Here is a 19,387-nt window from a genome sequence, read left to right on the forward strand (position 1 = left end):
CTGGCAAACGCTCACCGCACGAGGCCGTTCCCCCATGGAAATCCCGGGAACGGCCTAGTGTCCGGCCTGCCGGACTGCAACAACCTTGATCTAATGGCTGGGGAGACCAGCTGGTACATGCGCTTATAGCTGATCACTGCGGCGATGCCGGCCAGCGCGATGACGCTGGCTGTGGAGGCCCACCGGATAACTCGCTCTGCGGAGGAAGGCTTGGCGTTCACCATGGCCGCTCAGCCCTCCGGCCTCTCGACAAGGGCGTCGGCGTCGATGGAGACGTGCCCGAGTGGGATGACCACCGTGGGAGATTGGTTCAAATCCCCCACGGACCACAAACCATTTCCCACGCGGTGCGGGTATCGAGGTGAGCCTCGGCCCGCACTGTTTGTTTTCCGGGGTGGCAGGTCAGGCGCAGGCCGAGTTTGGTGTACAGATCGGCCTTGCGAGCAGGGTCGGCGGTGGCGATGGCTTGGGCGTGGTCGCCGAGCTGGTCGACCAGGCCGGTGTCTCCGCGATGCCGGGATCCTGGACGCCACGGCGGAACTCGTCGTCGGCATGGCCGCCCGGGCCGGCCGCACTGACTCCTCACTCTTCTCGTCGGGTCATCCGGACTCGGAGCGCGGGATCACGGGCAGGAGCAGGTGAGAGTCATACCGTCCGCCGGAATGGACGGTGACGAGCGCCGAACCTGTCTCTGTGTTGTTGACGTGGGTGCAGGGACCGCAGCCGTCCGTCGGGTACGGGAGGCGTTCGTTGAGCGGGTGGGGCTCGCCGCCGTACTCGTAGTCGGTGCTCCGCACGGTGAGCGCGATCCGGTGGCCGGGTGGCACCACGACGCAGGTCGGCCAGATCTCGATGTCCAGCTCGTACACCTCGCCGGGGTTGAGCGGGAGGACCCGGCGGTGCCGGTGGTACGGGCGGTGGGGAAGGCTGCGCTCCTCGTCCAGTTCCCGGTGCGACGCGCGCAGCCATCCCTGCCCGATGGGGGTGTTCGCATCGAGGGCGCCGCGGAACACGACCTCGGATCCGTCCGGCCGGAACACCCGGACGATGGTGAACAAGTCGGCGTCGCTGGTCGAGGAGCTGACGAACAACTTCGCGGCGATCGGCCCGGTGATCTCGACCTCGCGATCGAGCGGTGGCGTCCAGAAGGTGACGTCACCGCCGGTCGCCTCGTAGCTCACACCGTGCTCGCCGGAGGCCGGGCCGTCCTCCTCGGCTCGCTCCGCGACCTTCGCCCCGCCTTCCACGAGGCCGCTGCCACGGGTGTCGAGGTGGAACGGCGTCCACTTCGTTCGAGCCAGCGGCCACTCGTTCTCGAAGCGTTCGGTGACGATGCCGTCCGCATGCCTGACCTGCATGCGGACCCTCGGCTCGGCCTCCCAGCCGGTGTCCTCGCCTTTGAGGAAATGCCCGAAGAAGCGCTTCTGCAGCGACAGCCCGTAGTCGTTGTAGAACATCGTCCAGTGCTCAAGGCCGTGCACCTCCAGCCATTTCTGCTCGGAGGCGGCCTGGGTGAATCCCTCGAAGTTGCCCCGTGAATGCAGTCCCTGGCCGCCCCAGTTCGCCGCGGAGAGGAACGGAACGGTGATCTTGGACCAGTCCGCGGACCGTTCGCGATACCAGGTGTCGTCCAGGGGACGCCTCTGCATCTCCGCGATGACGTCGGTGCGCGCGGCGGCGAGCTCCTCTTCGGTCAGGGTGACGGGGCCGGCGGCAGAGTCCCCGGTGTTCGGGTCGGTGAAAGACCGTTCTCCGTTTCCGTACTGAACGGGGAGCACCTCGCCGGGGTACCAGAACCGGCTGAATTCCGAGGGGATGCCCCCGTGGTAGCCGGCGTCCCGGTAGAAGTCGGCGACGCCCTCCCAAGGGATCATCGCGGTCAGGTGCGGCGGCTGGAGGCCTGCCACCAGCCAGGCGTTGATGGCGTAGTAGGAGATGCCGCAGAGCCCGACCCGGCCCGTGCTCCAAGGCTGTGCGGCGGCCCATTCGACGCAGTCGTACAGGTCGCGGGTCTCGCGCGGCGACAGCACGTCCAGGAACCCGGGCGACCAGCCGCTTCCCCGCGAGTCCACCCGCACGACCGCGTACCCGTCGGGTACCCACCGTTCCGGGTCGACGACCTCCCAGGCCTGGTACCGGCCCGACGAGTCCCGGGTGATCTCCGGGAACTCGGTGACCATGGCGTCCCACTGGACCGGATAGGCGTCCTGGAACGGCGAGCCCTTGGCGTAGGGGCCATGGCTGAGGACCACCGGGTGGCGGCCCTCGCCGTCCGGCCGGTAGACGTCCGCGCGGAGCACCGCACCGTCGTCCATCCGGATCGGCACCTGCCGGTCGATGCGCATCCCATCACGTGCCTCGCTACGGGCGGGGTCCTCGCCGTGCGCCCGGTGGTCGCTATCGTGTTCCACTCCGGTCTCCCTCTGCGCCAGGCCGACCCCGAACGGATCCGCTATAGCGGATTTAAGTCCTCTATAGTGGAGGCTGTCAATCATGGACGTCTTCTCGACCGGGCTCCAGGTCGACGCGCTCGGCCCGCGCATCCGCGGCGCGCGGCAGGCCGCCGGCCTGTCCCTGGACGATCTGGCGGCCCGCAGCGGGGTGAGCCGCAGCATGCTGTCCGACGTGGAACGGGGCGCGAAGCTGCCCTCGATCCTGGTGCTCGACCGGATCGCCAGCGGTCTCGGCGCGCCGATCGGACGGCTGCTCGGCCAGCGCGAGGCCGACCCGGTCGCCGTACTGCGCCGCGAGGACGTGCGGACGTCACGAGACGAGGACGGCTGGGAGTGGCGGCTGCTCTCGCCCCCGCTGGAGGATCACGGCCTTCAGGTCGTCCGGGTCACGGCCCCACCGGGGACGCGGGTGGCCGAGTTCTCCCCGCACGCGCCGGGCTCCCGGGAGTGGGTGACCGTCGAGCGGGGCACCCTGACCGTCACCGTGGGGGGGACGGGCCATGAACTCGCAGACGGCGAGGCGATCTCCTATCCCGGAGACCGCCCGCACGCTTTCGCCAACGTGTCGACCGATCCGTGCGAGTACTTTCTGGTCATGGATATCAAGCCATGGCTGCCGGGCAACCCGCACATCGTGTGAGCAGGGCCTTTCGGGCGCCGCCGAACTTCGGACGGAATCAGCCGGTGAACAGGTGGCGGTTCCTTTCCACGAATTGCGGCAAGGTCGTCGCGGGGTGACCTGTCACCGACTCGATCGTGCCGAAGATGCCGTCCGGCTCGTTCAGGGAGCCGTCGGAGTCACCCAGTTCTACACCCGATGGCTCCCCGACCTGCGCGACGCAGTCGAGATCACGCTGGGCCGCGTCGGCGCCGCTAAGCAGTTCGCCCGCAACGCCGCACCGATCACACTCGCTGACGGCTCCGGCCAGATTCCTTGGACCCTTCCGCTGGACCGGCTGCAGGCCACCGCCGTCATCGGAATCGTCCGGACCGCCGCGATCACCACCCTCGCCGCGGTCTCCGGGATGCGTTCCAGCGAACTGATGGAACTGCAAGTCGGCTGTCGCCGACCACCCGACACCCACGGGCCGGGCCTGGTCCGCTACCGGATCGCCAGCAAGGTCATCAAAGGCCAGGCGCTCGGTGGCGTTGACGACGAGTGGGTCGTCATCCAGCCCGCCTACACCGCAGCCGGTCTCCTCGAACAACTCCACCACAAACCGGTCGACGGGGCTGCGCTGCTGGGCCGGTTCGCCTTCGACGTTCGCTACACCTGGTTCCGGAACTGGGTGAACGGCCAGCCGGCCAGCGCCTGGGCCTCGCGCCGATCCCGAACGACCCGGTGAACCTGCGAGCGCTGCGGCGCACCCTGGCGATCGAGCTGGCCTACCGGCCCGGCGGGGTCCTCGCCACCAAGATCCATCTCAAGCACGTGGCCGTCGCCACCACCGAGGGCTACGCCTCTCGCCCCGGCGGCGCCCAGGCCGAACTCCTCGCCGAGGCCAACAAGCACGAGAGCGAACGCAACCTCGATCTGGTCTGGGAGGAGTTCCGCAACTACCAGCAGGGCATCATGCCCGCCGGGCCCGGCGCCCGCGAGCTGACGGAGTCCTTCGCCCACATCGACGCCAAACTCGACCCCGCCGACGCCCCTGCGGCGAAGGTCCAGCGCAACGACCGAGAGATCCTCAGCCTTCTCACCAAACGCGCCAAGGTGCTGCATCTCGGACTGGCGAACTACTGCTGGTTCACCGACCCGTCCCGAGCCCTCTGCCTGCGGCTGGCCGGCACCCCTACCGCCGACAAGCCTCTCATTGGCATGTGTGACTCCGCCCGCTGCCCGCAAGCCACCCACCACCCCGGCCACCGGTCCGTCTGGGCCGACCACGCAGACAAGACCAAGACCTTCCTCGGTGAGCTCGGCCCCACCCGGCGAACCGAACGAACCCGCCTCCAAGCCGACTACGACCGCGCCACCCGCGTCATCACCGCGATCGACACCGCAACCGAAGCAAGCACGTGAGACTCAGCCCCCAACAACGCCACCACAACGAGACAAAGATCCGCGCCGCCATCGATCGGATCCTGCGCGGCGAGCTGCCGCCCGGCGGAAAATGCGACATCAAGACCCTGGCCAGCGAATCCGGCATCGACCGGACCGCCTTCTACGGCAACCGGCCCTACGCCCACCTGCGCGAAGAGTTCGAAAGCCGCCTTGCCGCCATCCGTGAAGCAGGCGACACTCCCGACCCGCGCGACGCCCAGATCAGCCGGCTCAAAACCGAGATCACCGCGCTGGAGGAGCGCCTCACCAGCCGAGACCAGACCATCGAAGAACTCACCGCCTTCCGCAACGAAGCCCTCTCCCGCCTCGCTGCTCAGCACGAAGAGATCCTCCGACTCCGCCACCACAGCGACCGCGACTCACGAGTACGCCGACTCCCAACGCGAACGACCGGGGCAGGCCCATCCAGCTGATGTCCCTCACCAGCTATCCGATCACCTCAGGACCCGAGCAACAGGACCTGATCAGCGGCAAGGTCGTATCCGATCAACGGATAGGCAGGGCCGTTCTCGGGAGTGAGGACCACCGGTTTGCCCAACCGCCGCCCGACAGCCCGAAGGAACACGCACACAGCATCGAGCTGCTCCTGGCCCCGAAGCTCCCGGGGATCGAAATCGGCCTCGATCTCCTCTTCCACGAAGAAGTGGACGTTGACCAGCACCTCCGGGACCGGCCTCACCTGCAGAAGCAACGCCAGCTCACCGCTTCGAGCCAACACGCCCTCCACGCGATCAGGCAACCGCCCCACCTGACCGTCCTCGGAATAGGCGAACCACCAGCCAGCAGAACGGACAAGATCAACGAAGTTCTGCCAGTCGGCAACGGTCGTATCGAAGACATACGCATCCAGCAACGAGCCGTCCGGCTCGAACAACCGCTGAACGTCCTCCCACAGCAAATCAGGCACCAGCCCATGATCACTGACTACGCTCCGCTATGCACACCCGTTTCCGCGATGACCGGCCCGGCACTGACCACGCACGCGACCTTCGTCACACCCAGCCCCGGGAAACGCAACACGCGCCGCCATCCAGGAGGACCAAGGCTCTGTCCCGTATTCGGTGGTGGCGTTGAGTGACCCTCAGTGCAGCAGGATGCGGTGGCGTAGGAGGTCGAACCCGGCTCGTCCGTGCATTTGTCGCATGAGCCTCTTTGTGCGGGTGTTGACGCCTTCGGTTCGGCCGTTGTGGTGCGGGAGGGTGAGGCCGGCGTTGACGGCGTTGCGGTCGAGTTCGAGGCCGTTGGCGAAGCCGTGCAGGTGAGGCAGGTCAGCGGCTCGGGTGGCGGTGATCCAGGCGGTGAGTTTGGCGTCGTTGGCTTCGGCGGGGGTGAGGAGGTCGGCGAAGCTGCGGACCAGGCGGGCGAGTTCGGCCAGCTCGGGGCAGGCGGCCGTGAGCTCTGGCAACAGCTGGGCGTCGGCCTCACGCAGCCGGTCGGGGCGGGTAAGCAGGAGGCGGGCCAGGCGCCGCGGGGTGATGACGGGCCGGTCTCCTTCGGCTCGACCTTGGGTGATGTAGCGATAGAGCAGGTTGAGGCTGCCGGTGTAGCCGAGCTCTTTGATCTCACGGAACAACTGCAGGACTGGGACTGCTGGGTCGGTGGCGCGCCGCTGGCGCAGGTGATCGCGGTACGGATCAACGAGGGTGGGCCGGTAGCGCGGAGCGCGACGCAAGGCCTCGGGCTCGCGGGTGCGGGCGTAGCGCTTGACGGTGTTGAGGGACAGGTTCAGGCGGCGGGCGCATTCCAGCAGGCCGACGCCTTTGTTCAGCAGGTCGTGGATCTGCTGCCAGCGCTCGCGGGTGGTCTGTTCGCGGACACCGGCCGGGCGGGGCGGGTTGACGGTGGCCCAGCAGGCGCTGTGGGAACGAACCTCAGCCAGGGTCTTGTCGCACAGGTTGTTGGGTCGGGCCGGGGCGCCCTGCCGGGATTGCTCCCGGTGGGTTTCCCCGACCCGCCCGCCGAACCCGGCGTGCGAATTACTCCGCACCGGGCTCTCCACGAGGTCATGCCGTTGGGATCGGCTCGTTCAGAGCCTCTGGCCAAGGGCTGGGGATGCTGTTGCCTCGGTAGCGATACCGGGTGATCGGTACTCGGCCGAGGTCGAACAGGGTGATCCCGTCCAGGTCGACGGGTTCCCAGTGCCCATGCGGGTCCCGGAACCGTCGCCGGATGGCCGTCCACGTCATGCGATGCCGGTGCATCACCCAGCGGATCACCCGCCACCAGACGAAGGTGTGCAGGCGTTGCAGGGTGTGCTTGGCGACCGCGTGTTTGAAGTAGTTGGCCCAGCCACGCAAGACCCGGTTGATCTGGATCAGCGCGACCTTGTAATCGAGATGCGACAACCTCTGGGTCAGTGCCTTGATCTTCCGCTTCAACGACGCGACCGGCTTGTCGGCGATGAAGGTATAGACATGCCACTTGTCCGTTCCTCGTTTACGCCTCCACACGATGCGAAAGCCGAGGAAGTCGAACCCGTCCGCAAGGTGGACGATTCTGGTCTTGGCCGGTGACAGGACCAGGCCCATCGGTGCCAGGACCTCACTCACCTGCCCGCGAAGCTGTTCGACGTGTTTCCGGGTGCCGTGGACCATGATGACGAAATCGTCCGCATAGCGGACCAGCCGCCAGGTCCCCAGTCCGTGCTGTCGTCGTCGTTCGCGGTCCCGCCGGGTCGCCATCGCTGTCTCCCAATGCTCGGCGGCAAAGTCGTCGAGCACCGACAACGCGATGTTGGCCAGCAGGGGCGAGAGCACGCCACCTTGCGGTGTTCCGGAGCTGGTCTCGTTCCGTTCGCCGAGCTCGGTCATGATCCCGGCTTTCAGGAACGCCTTCACCAACGCCAACACCCGCTTGTCCTTCACCCGCATCCGAACGCGGTCCATCAGGGCCGCGTGGTCGATGCGGTCAAAGCACGCCTCGATGTCGGCGTCCAGCACCCAGCGATACCCCTGGGAGCCGAACAGGTGAATCTCGGCGATCGCGTCGTGCGCGCGCCGGTTCGGCCGGAAACCATACGAGCACGGACGAAAGTCCGCCTCGAAGATCGGCTCCAGGACCAGCTTCAACGCCGCCTGCACCACCCGGTCAGTCACGGTCGGGATCCCCAGCCGGCGCAGCTTCCCGCCGGACTTGGGAATCATCCGCTCCCGCACTGGCACAGGCTCAAACGCCCCAGCCCTGAGTGCTGAACGGATGAGGTTCAGGTGCGCTGCCGCTCCGGACGCCTCAACGTCGGCGGCACGGATGCCGTCCACGCCCGCCGTCCGGGCTCCTTTGTTGCCCGCGACCCGTTCGAAGGCCATCACCAAGGTGGCCGGGTCGCAGACGAAGTTGAAGACATCGTCGAACCGGAAGCCGTGATCGGCGACCGCCCAACGGTGCAGTTTGGTCTGCATCTTCCGTACCCGTACCTCGGCAACCTGCACCGAGGGCCACGCGACCGGGACATCCACCCCGGATTCTCCGGACATTGCAGTCCCTTCCCTTGCGATCTCGCTGCCGCCCTTCCCCATGTGTCGGGCTTTCCCCGGCTCGGAGTACTACGACGGCTCCGCCCCTCCCACGGCTCGATCGGCAGACGGTGCGCCCAGCCCTTTCGTCCGAACTGGCGTTTCGGACGACGGGCGGGACCGGGCAGGTTCCCGTGTTCACTGATTGACCGTTCGTCGGAGTAGGCACCCGGCTATATCCCCGCGGCATCGCCACGGCTACCCCGCAGCACTTCACCGTGACCTCCTGGGCCGTCTGGACACGCACGACCCAGGAGTTGCTCGCCCTATCAGAGAGGCGAGCACGCACCGCAACCAGCCCAGATCCGCCAGATTCGAGCTGGTGGCACCTTAGGAGACTTCAGACACCGGTTCCTCTCGTATACCTCTCCGTCTCGCTTGCCGGACCCGCACCATCTGGCAGTACTGACACGTCCCGGCGTTGTCGGGGCCGCTTGCCACCCTCACCGGCACCTCCCGGATCAGGCTGCCCCCAGCTACAACCGCCCTGCTGCGACAGGACGGCGGCGAAGGTCTCTCACCCCCACTCGATCAATCAGCGCCTCACGGCGCACCTTCCACAGATGCCACCGGTCGCTCACCTGCACCGCATCGGGTAGAGCACGCCGTATCGCCTCGCCGTAGGCGCCTGATCCGTCGCGGCAGACGACCTCAACCCCAGGGTGCGTGCGCAGCCAGGTCTCCAACGCATCGGCGCCACGGCCGGGCAGCACATCGATCCGCTCGCCGGTCTCGGCGTCGGTAAGGATGGTGGCGTACCGGTGGCGGCGTTTCAAAGCGAAGTCATCGACCCCCAGCACCCTGGGGATCCGCAGCGGTGGCAGCGGCAGCCGCATGAGCAGCCGCAGTGCTGTTGACCTCGACACCGCGACGGCCAGGACCGCCGACAGCCGAGCACCCGCCCGGCCCGCCAGCTCTTTGACCACCGCGCCCAACTGACCAGCGAGCCTGCTCGTTCGACGCTGGTAGCGCTCCAGCAGCCCGGGCACCTGCTCACGGAACGTCTGCCGAGGGCATCCCCGCACCGAGCAGGCCAGACGCCGTACCCGCACCGACACCACAACCTGTCGCCCGTCAACCGGGACGTCGGTGACCGTTCGGCCGCACAAGCCATGCACCCTGCCGGTCAGCGTCCCGCACACTGGGCACGGCACCGGCTCATTCCGGGTACGGGCCATGACCCGAATGAGGTCGTTCTCGTCCTCCACATCCTCGATGACCAGGGCAGACAACCCCGAGAACACCACGCTCATCAGATCATCGATCTCCCGCACACCTCAGCCTGGCAGGCGATCACGAACGGCTACCACCGATTACGGGACAGAGCCGAGATTTCTACAGTCCCCAGCTGTGTCCCAGGCAGCTTCAGGTCCGTGCTCGGAAGCGCTAGCGGAGCGGGCTCACTGGTCAGCACCGAGAAGACGCTGGCGACGACCTCGAATGAAGAGAACTCCGCCGCCGCCGACCAGTCGGCCCGGTGCTTGGCGCTGTGCTCGGACATGACACCTTCGCCTTCGACATCGACCAAAGTCATGTCTCAAAGCAAGCCGAACCACCTCACACCAAGCCCACATTCCGTTGCCGCGCCGTCGTGTTGGTTGCCTGTGACCCCATACAGACCACCAACAAGAGCCCGCGAGTTCGTCCACGGAACACCCCTGCGATGTGCAGGCTTTCGCGGCTGGCGCCGAAGGCATGGTGGGACCTTGCCTCGCCATGGGATCGCTGCGAAGACTACGAGCAGGAAGATCGAAGCGTGGTGGTGATGGGGTGCTGCAAAGGCAGGCTCGGCGAGATTCTGTTCCTGGGCGATGAAGACATCGTAGGGATGGTGGACGTCGTGGGTGGGGTCATACCAGCCGTCGGTGATCCGCTTGTCCTTCTTGCCACCTCGGGGGAGTTGGCGTGCGAGGCGGCGGACGTCTGGGTCGGGGATCGGGTCACCGGCGACGGTAGCGCGCCAGGGCATGTGGAACAGGGCGGTGTCGAACATCTCCTGGAGCAGGGCGCCTTGGCGGGCGGTGTTCCCGGCCAGGCTCTTGAGTAGGAACGCGGAGACGACGAACCAGAAGAACCCGACGATCGATACCACGGTCCGGCCGTGGCCGAGCAGCGTAATCAGGACACCAGCGGCGGCAAGCGCGACGGCGGTGCAGGTGCCCTTGCGGGCTTTGACGCCGGCGTTCCCGGGGTAGCGCCGAGCACGGCTTCGCCGCGGGCGACGATGCCGTGGCCGGTGTAGGCCGGGCCGTGGTTGCTGAAGTGGAACATGGCGCCGTTGGCGCGGTGTGCGCCGACGGCCAGCACGCCGGGCAGGACGCCGGGGCGACGGCGCAGCGGTTGTGGTCGTTGCCGGCCGGGGCGGTGATCAGCACGCCTGCCTCGATCGCGTAGGCGATGGCGCGTTTGATCATCGGGTCGGTGTCGGCGGAGGCGGTGTGATGGGCCAGGGTGTACTGGATGATGTCGGCGCCGGTCTCGGCCAGTTCTTCGATGGCGCGGGCGGCCGAGTGCGGGTCGGGGGCGGCGTGCCGGATGGTGTGGTGGTACAGGGTGACCAGGCGGCAGCCGGGGGCCAGTCCGGGCAGGTTGCTGTCGTGCCGGCCGGCGAGCACGCTGGCGGTGAAGGTGCCGTGTTCCAGGTCGTGCGTGCTGAGTGGGATGGGTGGCTGCCACCACGCCGAGCGTGCTTGCAAGTTCGCGCCGGCCAGGCACGGGTGTGAGAGGTAGAACGACGTTGCGGCGCCACACGCAGGCCGCCGTCTGCATCAGGAAACGACGGACATGCTGCAGCTCGGCTCCCAGACCTCGAGCGATCGCACCGAGTGATTCACCATCCCTCCAACGCCGCCGGCGAGCGGGCGACGCCCTTCTGATGTACTCCCTGGTTCCCCTTTGGCGCAGACACTAGTAAACTGATTAGCAAGTGTCGTGCACGAGGAGGTGGCCGTGATCCCGCCCGCCATACCGGAAGAGGTCACAGATCTACCGCCCGATGTGGCGCTGATCTTCCAGTTCGTCAACACCGACGACCGCCGGGCCTTCACGGCCCACGGAACGCGGCTCCGGCCACGCGACCGCCTCGCCACAGCCGAAGAGCTGGAGCGCTGGCTGCTCGACCATGGGCTTCTCGCTCTCGGCAGGCACGCGGACGATGCGCACCTGCACCGGGCCCGTGATCTCCGGCAGGCGCTACGCGCCGCGCTCGACCCGGCACACCACGACGTCCCGGAGGCCGCCCGGCTCGGCTTCGACTTCGATGTCCAGGTCACCCGCGATGGCGCGGGGCTCGTGCTCGACGCCGACCCGGCCACGAGCGCGCTCGCCCAGATCGCCGCGACGGCGGTCACCATCACCGCCAACGGCACCTGGCCTCGGCTCAAAACCTGCCCGGCCCCCGACTGCCAATGGGTCTTCTACGACCAGTCCAAGCCCGGCCGGGGCCGGTGGTGCTCACCCCAACTGTGCGGTAACCGGGCCAAGACCCGCGGCTACAGACGCCGCATCCACGACAGCTAACGCTGGAGCAACCACTCGGGGGATCCGCCTTGTCGACCACAACAACCCTGCCTGCAACCGGCACCGCCAACCCACCAGCCGAACGCGCTCCACTGACAGACTGGCTGGCTGTCATCTCGGTGATGATGGGCATCTTCTCGATCGTCACCACAGAGATCCTGCCGATCGGCCTGCTCAACCCCATCGCCTCCGGGTTCAACATCTCCGAGGGCACGGCGGGCTGGATGATGACCATGCCCGGCATCGTCGCCGCGATCGCCGCGCCCGCGGTGACCGTCGCCACCCGGCGGCTGGACCGCCGGCTGATGCTGGCCGCCCTCATGGTGCTGCTGGCGCTGGCCGACTTCCTTTCCGCCCTCGCGCCCACCTACTCGGTCATGCTGATCGCCCGTGTTCTGGTCGGGATCACCATCGGCGGGTTCTGGTCCATCGGAGCCGGCCTGGCCGGGCGCCTGGTCAAGCCAGGACAGGTCAGCACGGCGACCGCCGTCATCTTCGCCGCCGTCCCGATGGGCTCCGTGCTCGGCGTCCCAGCCGGCACCCTCATCGGAGACCTGGCCGGATGGCGGGCACCCTTCATCGTCATGGGCGTCCTCACCCTGGGTGTGCTGGCCGCCCTGCTCGCGACGCTGCCCAGGCTGCCCGCCCAGCAGGTCACATACCTGCGCGTACTGCGCGGCCTGCTCCGCAACACCAACATCCGGATCGCGCTGATCGCGACCTCTCTCATCGTGATCGCCCACTTCGGGACCTACACCTACGTGACCCCCTTCCTGAAGCAGGACACCCATCTGGACCCCGGGCTGATCAGCGCGTTCCTGCTCACCTACGGCGCCGCGGGCATCGCCGGCAACTTCATCGCGGGCAAGACGATCCCGCTGAGCCTGCCCGGAACGTTCATCACCGCGGCCGCGATGCTCGCGGCCGCGACCCTGCTGCTGCCCATCATCGGAACCTCAACGATCGGCGCACTCGGGCTGCTCATCGTGTGGGGACTCGCCTACGGGGCGATTCCGGCCAGCTCACAATCCTGGTTCTCAAGGTCGGCCCCGCAAACACAAGAAGCCGCCACCGTCCTGTTCACCTCGTCGTTCCAAGCAACATTCGCCATCGGCGCCCTCACCGGCGGGATCATCGTGGACGCCACATCCCCATCCACAGTCATGATCATCGGCGCCGCCGTCGCCACCCTCACGGCAACGACCCTGCTCGCCCTCACCAGGCAACACCAACCCACCTAGGTGTACTGCCCAGGCAGGTTGGTTGAGGTTGTGTGACGACACGGTGTGAGCGTGCGTGTCTGTGTGATGGTGAAGGCCTCCGGTTGTGGAGTGGAGCTGTCTAGGAACCGCTCCGCCAACAGGAGGCCTTCGTGTCCCACGCTAACGCTGCGCTGACCCCTCGCGGGCGTCTTCGGCTGGCGCGTCTGATCGTCGATGAGCGCTGGCCGATCGCCAGAGCGGCCGAGCGGTACGAGGTGTCCTGGCCGACCGCCAAACGCTGGGCCGAGCGATACCGGCAGTTGGGCGCGGCGGGGATGGCCAGCGAATCGTCGCGGCCGCACCGCAGCCCGGCCCGCACTCCGCAGCCGACGGTACGCAAGATCGTGCATCTGCGGTGCAAGCAGCGGCTGGGGCCGGTGCAGATCGCCGGCCGCTTGGGGTTGGCGGCCTCGACCGTGCACGCGGTGCTGACGCGGTGCCGCCTCAACCGGCTCTCGCACATCGACCGCGTCACCGGTGAGCCGATCCGCCGCTACGAACACGACCATCCGGGCGCGATGCTGCACATCGACGTCAAGAAACTCGGCCGCAGTATCCAGGCCACCATCGCCGGCCTGGAGGCCCTGATCAAGCAACGCGTCGCCGAACACCCACGCGCCCAACTGCTGGCCGCACTACCAGGAGTCGGCACCATCAACCTGGCCCAACTGCTCGCCGAGATCGACCCGATCCTCGACCGCGTCGACACCATCGAACAAGCCGCCGCCGAATGCGGCGTCACCCCCGTCACCAAAGCCTCCGACAAGACCAGCGGCGTCTACTTCCGATGGGCCGCCAACACCCGAGCACGCAAAGCCATCACCGCCTTTGCCCACAACGCACGCATGCAATCACCCTGGGCCGCCCAGCTCTACACAAACGCCCGCGCACGCGGCAAACGCAGCCCCCACGCCACCCGCATCGTCGCCCGCGCCTGGCTCCGCGTCATCTGGGCCTGCTGGCACAACGGCACACCCTACGACCCAACCATCCACCAAGCCGCACAACGCCTCACAGCATGAGGACTTGACTCACGGGACTCAAGCGTTACATCAACCGCGAGAGCTACCAGCACATCCGCAACCCTCGAACATCCCATGCGGCCGCTTGACGATCCATAGGGCATCAAGCTTATAAGCGCCCCTATCTAGTTGTGTCATCGAGCGCGCAGGCGAGGAATTCCTTGGCGGCCGGTGACAGTTCATCGCGGCGACTGACCAGGGCGATGTCGAGGGCACTTTCGGGCTCGATGTCCACCACGTGCGCTCCCGCGTGCTCGGCGACGGTGCGCCAGGCATCGGTCACCACGGCGACTCCGACACCTGACAGCACCAGGGGGATGAGCGAGACCCGGTGCTCGGTCTCGGCGGCGATGGTGAAGGCGATGCCGCGCTCGCGCAGCTCGTCGACATAGGCGCGCATGCCGGTGCCGCGCTGCCCGACGATCAGCCGGTGTCTGGCCAGTTCCTCGCGGCTCACCGATCGCCGTCCGGTGAACGGCCCATCGGCCGCCGCGACCAGCACGAAACGCTGCCTGCCGACGAGATGGCACGCCACCTCCCGTTCCGGCAGCGGCCCTGAGGTCGCGAGCAGCCCGAGCTCGGCCGCGCCGGTGCGCACCATGTCGACCACGTCGCGGGTGATGAACGCGGCCTTGATCGCGACCGACACCCCGGGAAAGCGGGCGCCGAACGCACTGATCATCGTGGTCAGCGGCTCCACCGCCTGGGACGGCATCGAGGCCACGTCTAGCCGTCCGCACCGTAGTTCCCTCACGGCGTCGACACTGGCGCGGGCCGTCTGAAGGCTGCGGACCGCCGCGCGTGCCGGTTCGATCAGCGCCGTGCCGGCCTCGGTGAGCACCGCCCGGCGGCCCATCCGGTGAAAGAGCGCGCTTCCGAGGTCACGCTCCAAACCCTGCACGGCCTGCGACAGCGCGGGCTGGGAGATGTACATCGCCGAGGCCGCCCGGTTGAAGCCGCCATGATCGACGATCGCGAGGAAGTACTCCAGTTGCCGGATGTCCATGATCTGATCCTCGCCTGTTCCGCCTTGCCCGATCCCGCGCTCTCGGCGTCCAGCGCGAACTCTGATAAGGGAAGCTTATGAGCGTTATCGGCTATTCGTGATGGACCCTTCGGCCCGTGGCCCGCTTCACTGGGACCCGTCCGCGCCCTGCTTGCGACCGGTGTCGTGCTCGCGTCGTCAGGGTTCGGCTCGGCCAAGGAGAGACCGCATTGAGCTCGATACTCATCGCTCCGGACAAGTTCAAGGGATGCCTGTCCGCCGACAAGGTCGCGGACGCACTCGCGGAAGGCGTGTCGTCCAGGCTCCCCGACGCCCGCGTCCACCGGCTCCCACTCGCCGATGGCGGAGAGGGCAGCGCCGCCGCCGCGCGCGCCGCCGGCTTCGCCATCAAGCACATCACGGTCACCGGTCCGGACGGCCGTACCCGGACCGCTCCTCTGGCCTCCCGCGGCGGAACGGTCCTGATCGAGGCGGCGGCCATCTGCGGACTCGCCACATCCCCGGCGGGCGCCCGCATCCCGTTGCGGGCCACGACCCTTGGCGTAGGGGAGGCCATCCGGATCGCGCTCATCGATCGGCCTGACACCATCGTGCTCGCCGTCGGCGGCGTCGCCACGACCGACGGCGGCGCCGGGATGCTCCAAGCACTCGGCGCCCGGCTCACCCGGGCTGACGGGACGGCCGTGAAACCCGGGGGAGGCGGGCTCGCCGAACTGACCGCGGCCGACCTCACGGCCGCGATCCAGATCCTGTCCGGGATCGACCTGGTTCTCGCGGTGGACGTCGACAACCCCCTGCTCGGACCGCACGGAACCGCAGCCGTCTACGGCCCGCAGAAGGGGGCCGGCGCCGCCGAGGTAGCCCACCTGGAGCGATCACTCGGCCAGTTCATCCACGTCCTTGAGCACGCCGGTGTCAGCGGGGCAAGGCGGGCCGCCGACACCGCGGGGGCGGGCGCGGCCGGCGGTCTGGGGTTCGCCGGGCTGTCACTGGGCGCCCGGCTGCGGTCCGGCGCCGACCACTTCCTGGCCCTGCTCGGCGCGGAGGGGCTGCTCGCGCGCAGCGACCTTGCGATAACCGGCGAAGGCAGCCTCGATCAGCAGACCCTGTCCGGAAAGCTTCCGGTCGCGTTCGCACGCCACGCCAGAAGGCTGGCCGTCCCGGTGCACGCCGTCGCCGGCCGATGCACTCTGACGGCACAGCAGGCCGGCCGCCACTTCCGGTCCGTGCAAGCTCTGACGGACCTGACCGACCTTGATCCGGCTCATGATGGTGAACTGTCCGCGCGGTTGCTCCGGCGATGCGGACAAACCATCGCCGACCGTTACCGGTCCGAATCCGTCGCGCACGACGAGGCGTACACCATTATCCGGAAATTGACAATAGAGTCGGATTCATAGTCGGTGCCGGGCGTGACGTTTAGTCTGCGTCAATGGGCAGCCTGGTGATCACAGAGCTCTCGTCCGCCGAAGCGGCAGGTCTCGAAGCGATCGTCTGTGACGTCGTTCCGGAGACGGTGGCAAAGGCGGTCGCCGCTATCGAGGCCGAGTTGCCCGAGTACACCCGCCTTCAGGATCCCGAGCATGCCGACTTCCTTTCCCGGACCGTCGAACGGTCCATTCGGGGCTTCCTCGATCTCCTTCTCGGCCGGGGTTCACCGGAGGAGGAACTGCTGGAGTTCTTCCGCGACGTCGGTGTCATCGAGGCCGAAGAGGGCCTGAGTGTCGAGGTGTCCCAGACCGCGTTCAGGATCGGGGCCGGGGTGGCGATCCATCAGCTCACCGAGGCCGCCGAGCGCCATCCGGACGTGTCCGGCGTGCCCGGTGTCGTCGTCGGCCGGGTGGTCGAGGACGTGCTCGGCTATCTGAACCGCGTCGCCGAGGCGGTGCTGCTGGGCCACGCGGACGCCCAGGCGCGCGCCGTGGGCGATCTGCGGCTGCGACGCGCCCAGCTGATCGACCAGTTGATCACACCCGTTCCGCATCCGGGCCGCATCGGCCGGCTCGCCGCTCAGGCCGACTGGCCGCTGCCGCGCACGGCGGCGGCGGTCGCCCTGGCTCCGGCAGCGGCCGGCACCCGATCGGGACTCATGCCGCCGCCCGATGTGCTGGTCGGCCTGCATCTGGACGAGCCCTGCCTCATCGTGCCGGACCCGGAGGGGCCCGGCCGCGGCCGGTTGATTCAGGCGAGCCTGAGAAACCGGATCGCCGCGATCGGCCCGACGGTCCCGGTCTCCGGCCTCGCGCACTCGCTTCGCGTGGCCCGCCTCGCCCTGGCCCTGCCCCGCTCAGAGCTCCCGCCCGGCGGTGGACCGATCGTGGCGGTCGAGCACCTGCCGCTCATCCTTCTGCGCCTGGACCCGGAACTCACCGACACGCTGCTCGATCACATCCTCGCGCCGCTGCTGAACGCGGGCATGTCCGCGTGGCAGATCCGGCGGCTGGCCAAGACGCTCGAAAGCTGCCTGGAACACGGCTTCACCTCGACCGCCGTCGCCGCCGCGTTGCACGTCCACGCCCAGACCATCCGCTACCGGCTCAAACAGCTTCAGGTCCTGTTCGGCGACGAGCTGCACGACCCCTCCCGGCGCCTGGCCCTGCACCTGGCTGTGCGCGCGTGGCTGGCCCGAACGGCTCCGGGCGACCCAGCGGATTCCTCTCGTAGCTGACGCGCCGGCACGCACCGCTCAGGTGGAGGCGACCGCGTTACGGCGATTCCGAAGGCAGTGCGGCCGCCGTCGGTGGCTGGTCGTGGGCGGACGTCTCGAAGTGGCGCGCGAGAGGGAGGAAGTAGAGCTCGATCACCCGCTGCTGCTGCTCCTCGTCCTCGATGGGCAGGACGGTCTGAGGAGAGGACGAGCGACAGCACCAGCCGGACCAGGAGCTCGGCGAAGCTGTCGATGTCGAGCTCGGGAAGGGTGATGCGCCCGGCGTCGATCCCGGCGCGGACGAGGCCGGCGATCCATTCGCGGGCCTCGGCGACCGGCCCGGCGGCCTGGGCGGTCAGGTACGGCAGGATGAGCTCGGGCTCGGTGCGCCGCAGCCGGTTGAGCAGACGGTGTTCGCGCAGGTAGACCACGCAGAACGCCAGGCCCTCGGTGAGCTTGGCCACGGTTCGTTGGCCTCTTCGCCTCGGCGTCGTTCGGGCAGCGGCCGTCTCGCGGCTCGAACGTGGCCCTGTGACGATCCACCGGATGCGTCGGCGGTGAGAGCGGTCCGGGCTACGGAGGGGTCGGCGAGGCGGGCTGGGGCGGCGCTGCCGGTCGAGGCGCTCGCGCCTTGAGGAAGAACGGCGATGGCGCAGGAATTCAGGTGGAGGGCGGGCTGGGGGTGGTGGTGAGCCAGGCGGTGACCAGGAGGTGGAGTTCGAGGCGTCGGCCTGGGTCGTGGCGGAGATCGCCGAGCAGTTCTTGCAGTTGGCGCTGACGGTAGCGGACGGTTTGGGCGTGGATTTGGAGACGGCGGGCGACTTCGGTGGTGTTGAAGTCGCATTCGAGGGAGGCAAGGAGCGTTTCGGCGAGTCGGTATCTCTGCTGCGGTCGCAGGTCCATGAGCGGCGCGAGCCGGCGACTGGCAGCTCGTATGACGAGGTCGCGGTTGGTGCCGATGAGGATGAGTGGGATGTGGTCTTCGGTTGCGATGGAGGTGTTGCTGGTGAGCAGGCCCTGGGCGAGCAAGTCGAGGGTTTGGCGGGCCCAGGTGAGGGATGCGGCAATTTCTGAGATCGGGACGGTGGGGCCTATGGCGGCGTGCCATTGACGCAAGCCCGCTTCCAGTTGGCGGCGCCGAGCGGGGCTGCCGGGGTCGGGAACGATGAGGAACGGGGCCGGAAGATGGAACGCGGTGAGGATGTCGCTTGCCAGGACGGGGCGGCGGGCTTCGGATGACCGGCCGAGAAGGGCGACTGCGGCGGCGCTGCGCGGAACCGTCCACGACGCCGCGGCCGCCGCCTCTTGTATCGCGGCGGGGCTGGATGGCTCTTTGCTGGTGAGCAGGTCGATGAGCTGGTGGCGGGCGGCTTGGAGGTCTCCGTAGGCACGTGCTCTGGGGTCGGAGTGGCCGGCGGTGGCCGCTGCGGCGAGCTGGTCGATGTAGCCGAACATCGCCTGGGTGATCCGTGCGATGACGGAAGCGGTGAGCCCCTGTTTGAGTTTCTCCGATGCTTCGAGCAGGCGTTGCAGCGCGGCGCCTGCGCCGATGCGCATCGCGGCATGCCAGGTGTCGAGACTGCGGCCCTCACGGGCCTCGCTTACCCCGACGTCGCGGTAGAACCGCAAGATTGCGTCCGATGGCAGGGCGGGGTTGATGGCCAGGTCGATGAAGTGGCCGATCGTCCAGTCGACGGCTGTGGCCAGAGCGTTGGTGCGGCGCTCATCCTGCGGCCGGGCGTAGTCGGGTAGTTCTCGTTCGATGGCCTGCACCACCTCGGCGGCGATGCCAGGCGTGAGCGGACGTAGTGCAAGGAAGTCCTCGCGCACGTCGGGCAACGGTAGTGGGACCAGACGGGGGTGGGCGTCCACGCCGAGGTCTCTCCTTTGGGACCGGTAGC

15 protein-coding genes and 4 pseudogenes are annotated in these 19,387 nt (G+C 68.1%); 10 read left to right on the forward strand and 9 right to left on the reverse strand.

What is annotated here, in order from left to right; genetic code table 11:
* Window positions 1-599: 599 nt before the first annotated feature.
* A complete protein-coding gene (locus ABD333_RS45390; protein ID WP_344549135.1) occupies window positions 600-2,411 on the reverse strand; it encodes a CocE/NonD family hydrolase in 1,812 nt (603 codons plus the stop codon).
* Between the two features lie 82 nt (window positions 2,412-2,493).
* Here ABD333_RS45390 and ABD333_RS45395 point away from each other — a divergent pair, with 82 nt between their 5' ends.
* The 4 genes from ABD333_RS45395 to ABD333_RS45410 all read left to right on the forward strand — a co-directional run bounded on the left by ABD333_RS45395 (window position 2,494) and on the right by ABD333_RS45410 (window position 4,931).
* Window positions 2,494-3,093, forward strand: coding sequence for a helix-turn-helix domain-containing protein (locus tag ABD333_RS45395; RefSeq protein ID WP_344549136.1), 600 nt, complete (start codon window positions 2,494-2,496; stop codon window positions 3,091-3,093).
* 94 nt (window positions 3,094-3,187) lie between these two features.
* A complete protein-coding gene (locus tag ABD333_RS45400) occupies window positions 3,188-3,799 on the forward strand; it encodes a hypothetical protein (protein ID WP_344549137.1) in 612 nt (203 codons plus the stop codon).
* Window positions 3,796-4,476: a hypothetical protein gene (locus tag ABD333_RS45405; protein WP_344549138.1), complete on the forward strand. Its 681-nt coding sequence runs from the start codon at window positions 3,796-3,798 to the stop codon at window positions 4,474-4,476. Before ABD333_RS45400 ends, ABD333_RS45405 begins: the two co-directional genes overlap by 4 nt.
* On the forward strand, window positions 4,473-4,931 hold the full coding sequence (locus tag ABD333_RS45410; protein ID WP_344549139.1) for a hypothetical protein: 459 nt from the start codon (window positions 4,473-4,475) through the stop codon (window positions 4,929-4,931). The genes ABD333_RS45405 and ABD333_RS45410 overlap by 4 nt, the downstream gene beginning before the upstream one ends.
* Before the next feature lie 26 nt (window positions 4,932-4,957).
* Here ABD333_RS45410 and ABD333_RS45415 read toward each other — a convergent pair whose 3' ends face one another.
* The 6 genes and pseudogenes from ABD333_RS45415 to ABD333_RS45440 form a co-directional block, all read right to left on the reverse strand.
* The gene (locus ABD333_RS45415; protein WP_344549140.1) at window positions 4,958-5,425 is read right to left on the reverse strand and encodes a hypothetical protein; all 468 of its coding nucleotides are present in this window, start codon (window positions 5,423-5,425) and stop codon (window positions 4,958-4,960) included.
* Between the two features lie 174 nt (window positions 5,426-5,599).
* A pseudogene (locus ABD333_RS45420) lies at window positions 5,600-6,415 on the reverse strand (transposase); the annotation flags it as partial.
* A gap of 106 nt (window positions 6,416-6,521) precedes the next feature.
* On the reverse strand, window positions 6,522-7,916 hold the full coding sequence (gene ltrA / locus ABD333_RS45425) for a group II intron reverse transcriptase/maturase (protein ID WP_344549141.1): 1,395 nt from the start codon (window positions 7,914-7,916) through the stop codon (window positions 6,522-6,524).
* Between the two features lie 638 nt (window positions 7,917-8,554).
* Window positions 8,555-9,283, reverse strand: a pseudogene (locus ABD333_RS45430) (ISL3 family transposase); the annotation flags it as partial.
* Window positions 9,284-9,567: 284 nt separating this feature from the next.
* Complete coding sequence (locus ABD333_RS47775; RefSeq protein ID WP_425546971.1) at window positions 9,568-10,152, reverse strand: S-4TM family putative pore-forming effector; 585 nt, start codon at window positions 10,150-10,152, stop codon at window positions 9,568-9,570.
* The gene (locus tag ABD333_RS45440) at window positions 10,149-10,337 is read right to left on the reverse strand and encodes a hypothetical protein (protein ID WP_344549143.1); all 189 of its coding nucleotides are present in this window, start codon (window positions 10,335-10,337) and stop codon (window positions 10,149-10,151) included. Before ABD333_RS45440 ends, ABD333_RS47775 begins: the two co-directional genes overlap by 4 nt.
* Before the next feature lie 642 nt (window positions 10,338-10,979).
* Between ABD333_RS45440 and ABD333_RS45445 the strand changes: the two genes are divergently transcribed.
* From ABD333_RS45445 to ABD333_RS45460, 4 genes and pseudogenes are all read left to right on the forward strand, one after another.
* Complete coding sequence (locus ABD333_RS45445) at window positions 10,980-11,549, forward strand: CGNR zinc finger domain-containing protein (RefSeq protein ID WP_344549144.1); 570 nt, start codon at window positions 10,980-10,982, stop codon at window positions 11,547-11,549.
* Between the two features lie 122 nt (window positions 11,550-11,671).
* Window positions 11,672-12,790 (forward strand): MFS transporter, encoded by a 1,119-nt coding sequence (locus ABD333_RS45450; RefSeq protein ID WP_344549145.1) that lies wholly within the window; start codon window positions 11,672-11,674, stop codon window positions 12,788-12,790.
* Window positions 12,791-12,921: 131 nt separating this feature from the next.
* Window positions 12,922-13,359: pseudogene (locus ABD333_RS45455) on the forward strand (helix-turn-helix domain-containing protein); the annotation flags it as partial.
* A gap of 81 nt (window positions 13,360-13,440) precedes the next feature.
* Window positions 13,441-13,833, forward strand: a pseudogene (locus ABD333_RS45460) (transposase); the annotation flags it as partial.
* A 121-nt stretch (window positions 13,834-13,954) separates the two neighbouring features.
* Here ABD333_RS45460 and ABD333_RS45465 read toward each other — a convergent pair.
* Window positions 13,955-14,839 (reverse strand): LysR family transcriptional regulator, encoded by an 885-nt coding sequence (locus tag ABD333_RS45465; protein WP_344549146.1) that lies wholly within the window; start codon window positions 14,837-14,839, stop codon window positions 13,955-13,957.
* Between the two features lie 209 nt (window positions 14,840-15,048).
* Between ABD333_RS45465 and ABD333_RS45470 the strand changes: the two genes are divergently transcribed.
* Together ABD333_RS45470 and ABD333_RS45475 are read left to right on the forward strand one after the other, a co-directional pair.
* Complete coding sequence (locus ABD333_RS45470; RefSeq protein ID WP_344549147.1) at window positions 15,049-16,239, forward strand: glycerate kinase; 1,191 nt, start codon at window positions 15,049-15,051, stop codon at window positions 16,237-16,239.
* A 32-nt stretch (window positions 16,240-16,271) separates the two neighbouring features.
* Window positions 16,272-17,507 (forward strand): PucR-like N-terminal domain-containing protein, encoded by a 1,236-nt coding sequence (locus ABD333_RS45475; RefSeq protein WP_344549148.1) that lies wholly within the window; start codon window positions 16,272-16,274, stop codon window positions 17,505-17,507.
* A gap of 639 nt (window positions 17,508-18,146) precedes the next feature.
* Here the strand turns inward: ABD333_RS45475 and ABD333_RS45480 are convergent.
* On the reverse strand, window positions 18,147-19,316 hold the full coding sequence (locus ABD333_RS45480; RefSeq protein ID WP_344549149.1) for a PucR-like N-terminal domain-containing protein: 1,170 nt from the start codon (window positions 19,314-19,316) through the stop codon (window positions 18,147-18,149).
* Window positions 19,317-19,387: the final 71 nt, after the last annotated feature.

Origin of the sequence: Actinomadura fulvescens, assembly GCF_039533225.1 — a bacterium.
Classification (GTDB): domain Bacteria; phylum Actinomycetota; class Actinomycetes; order Streptosporangiales; family Streptosporangiaceae; genus Spirillospora; species Spirillospora fulvescens.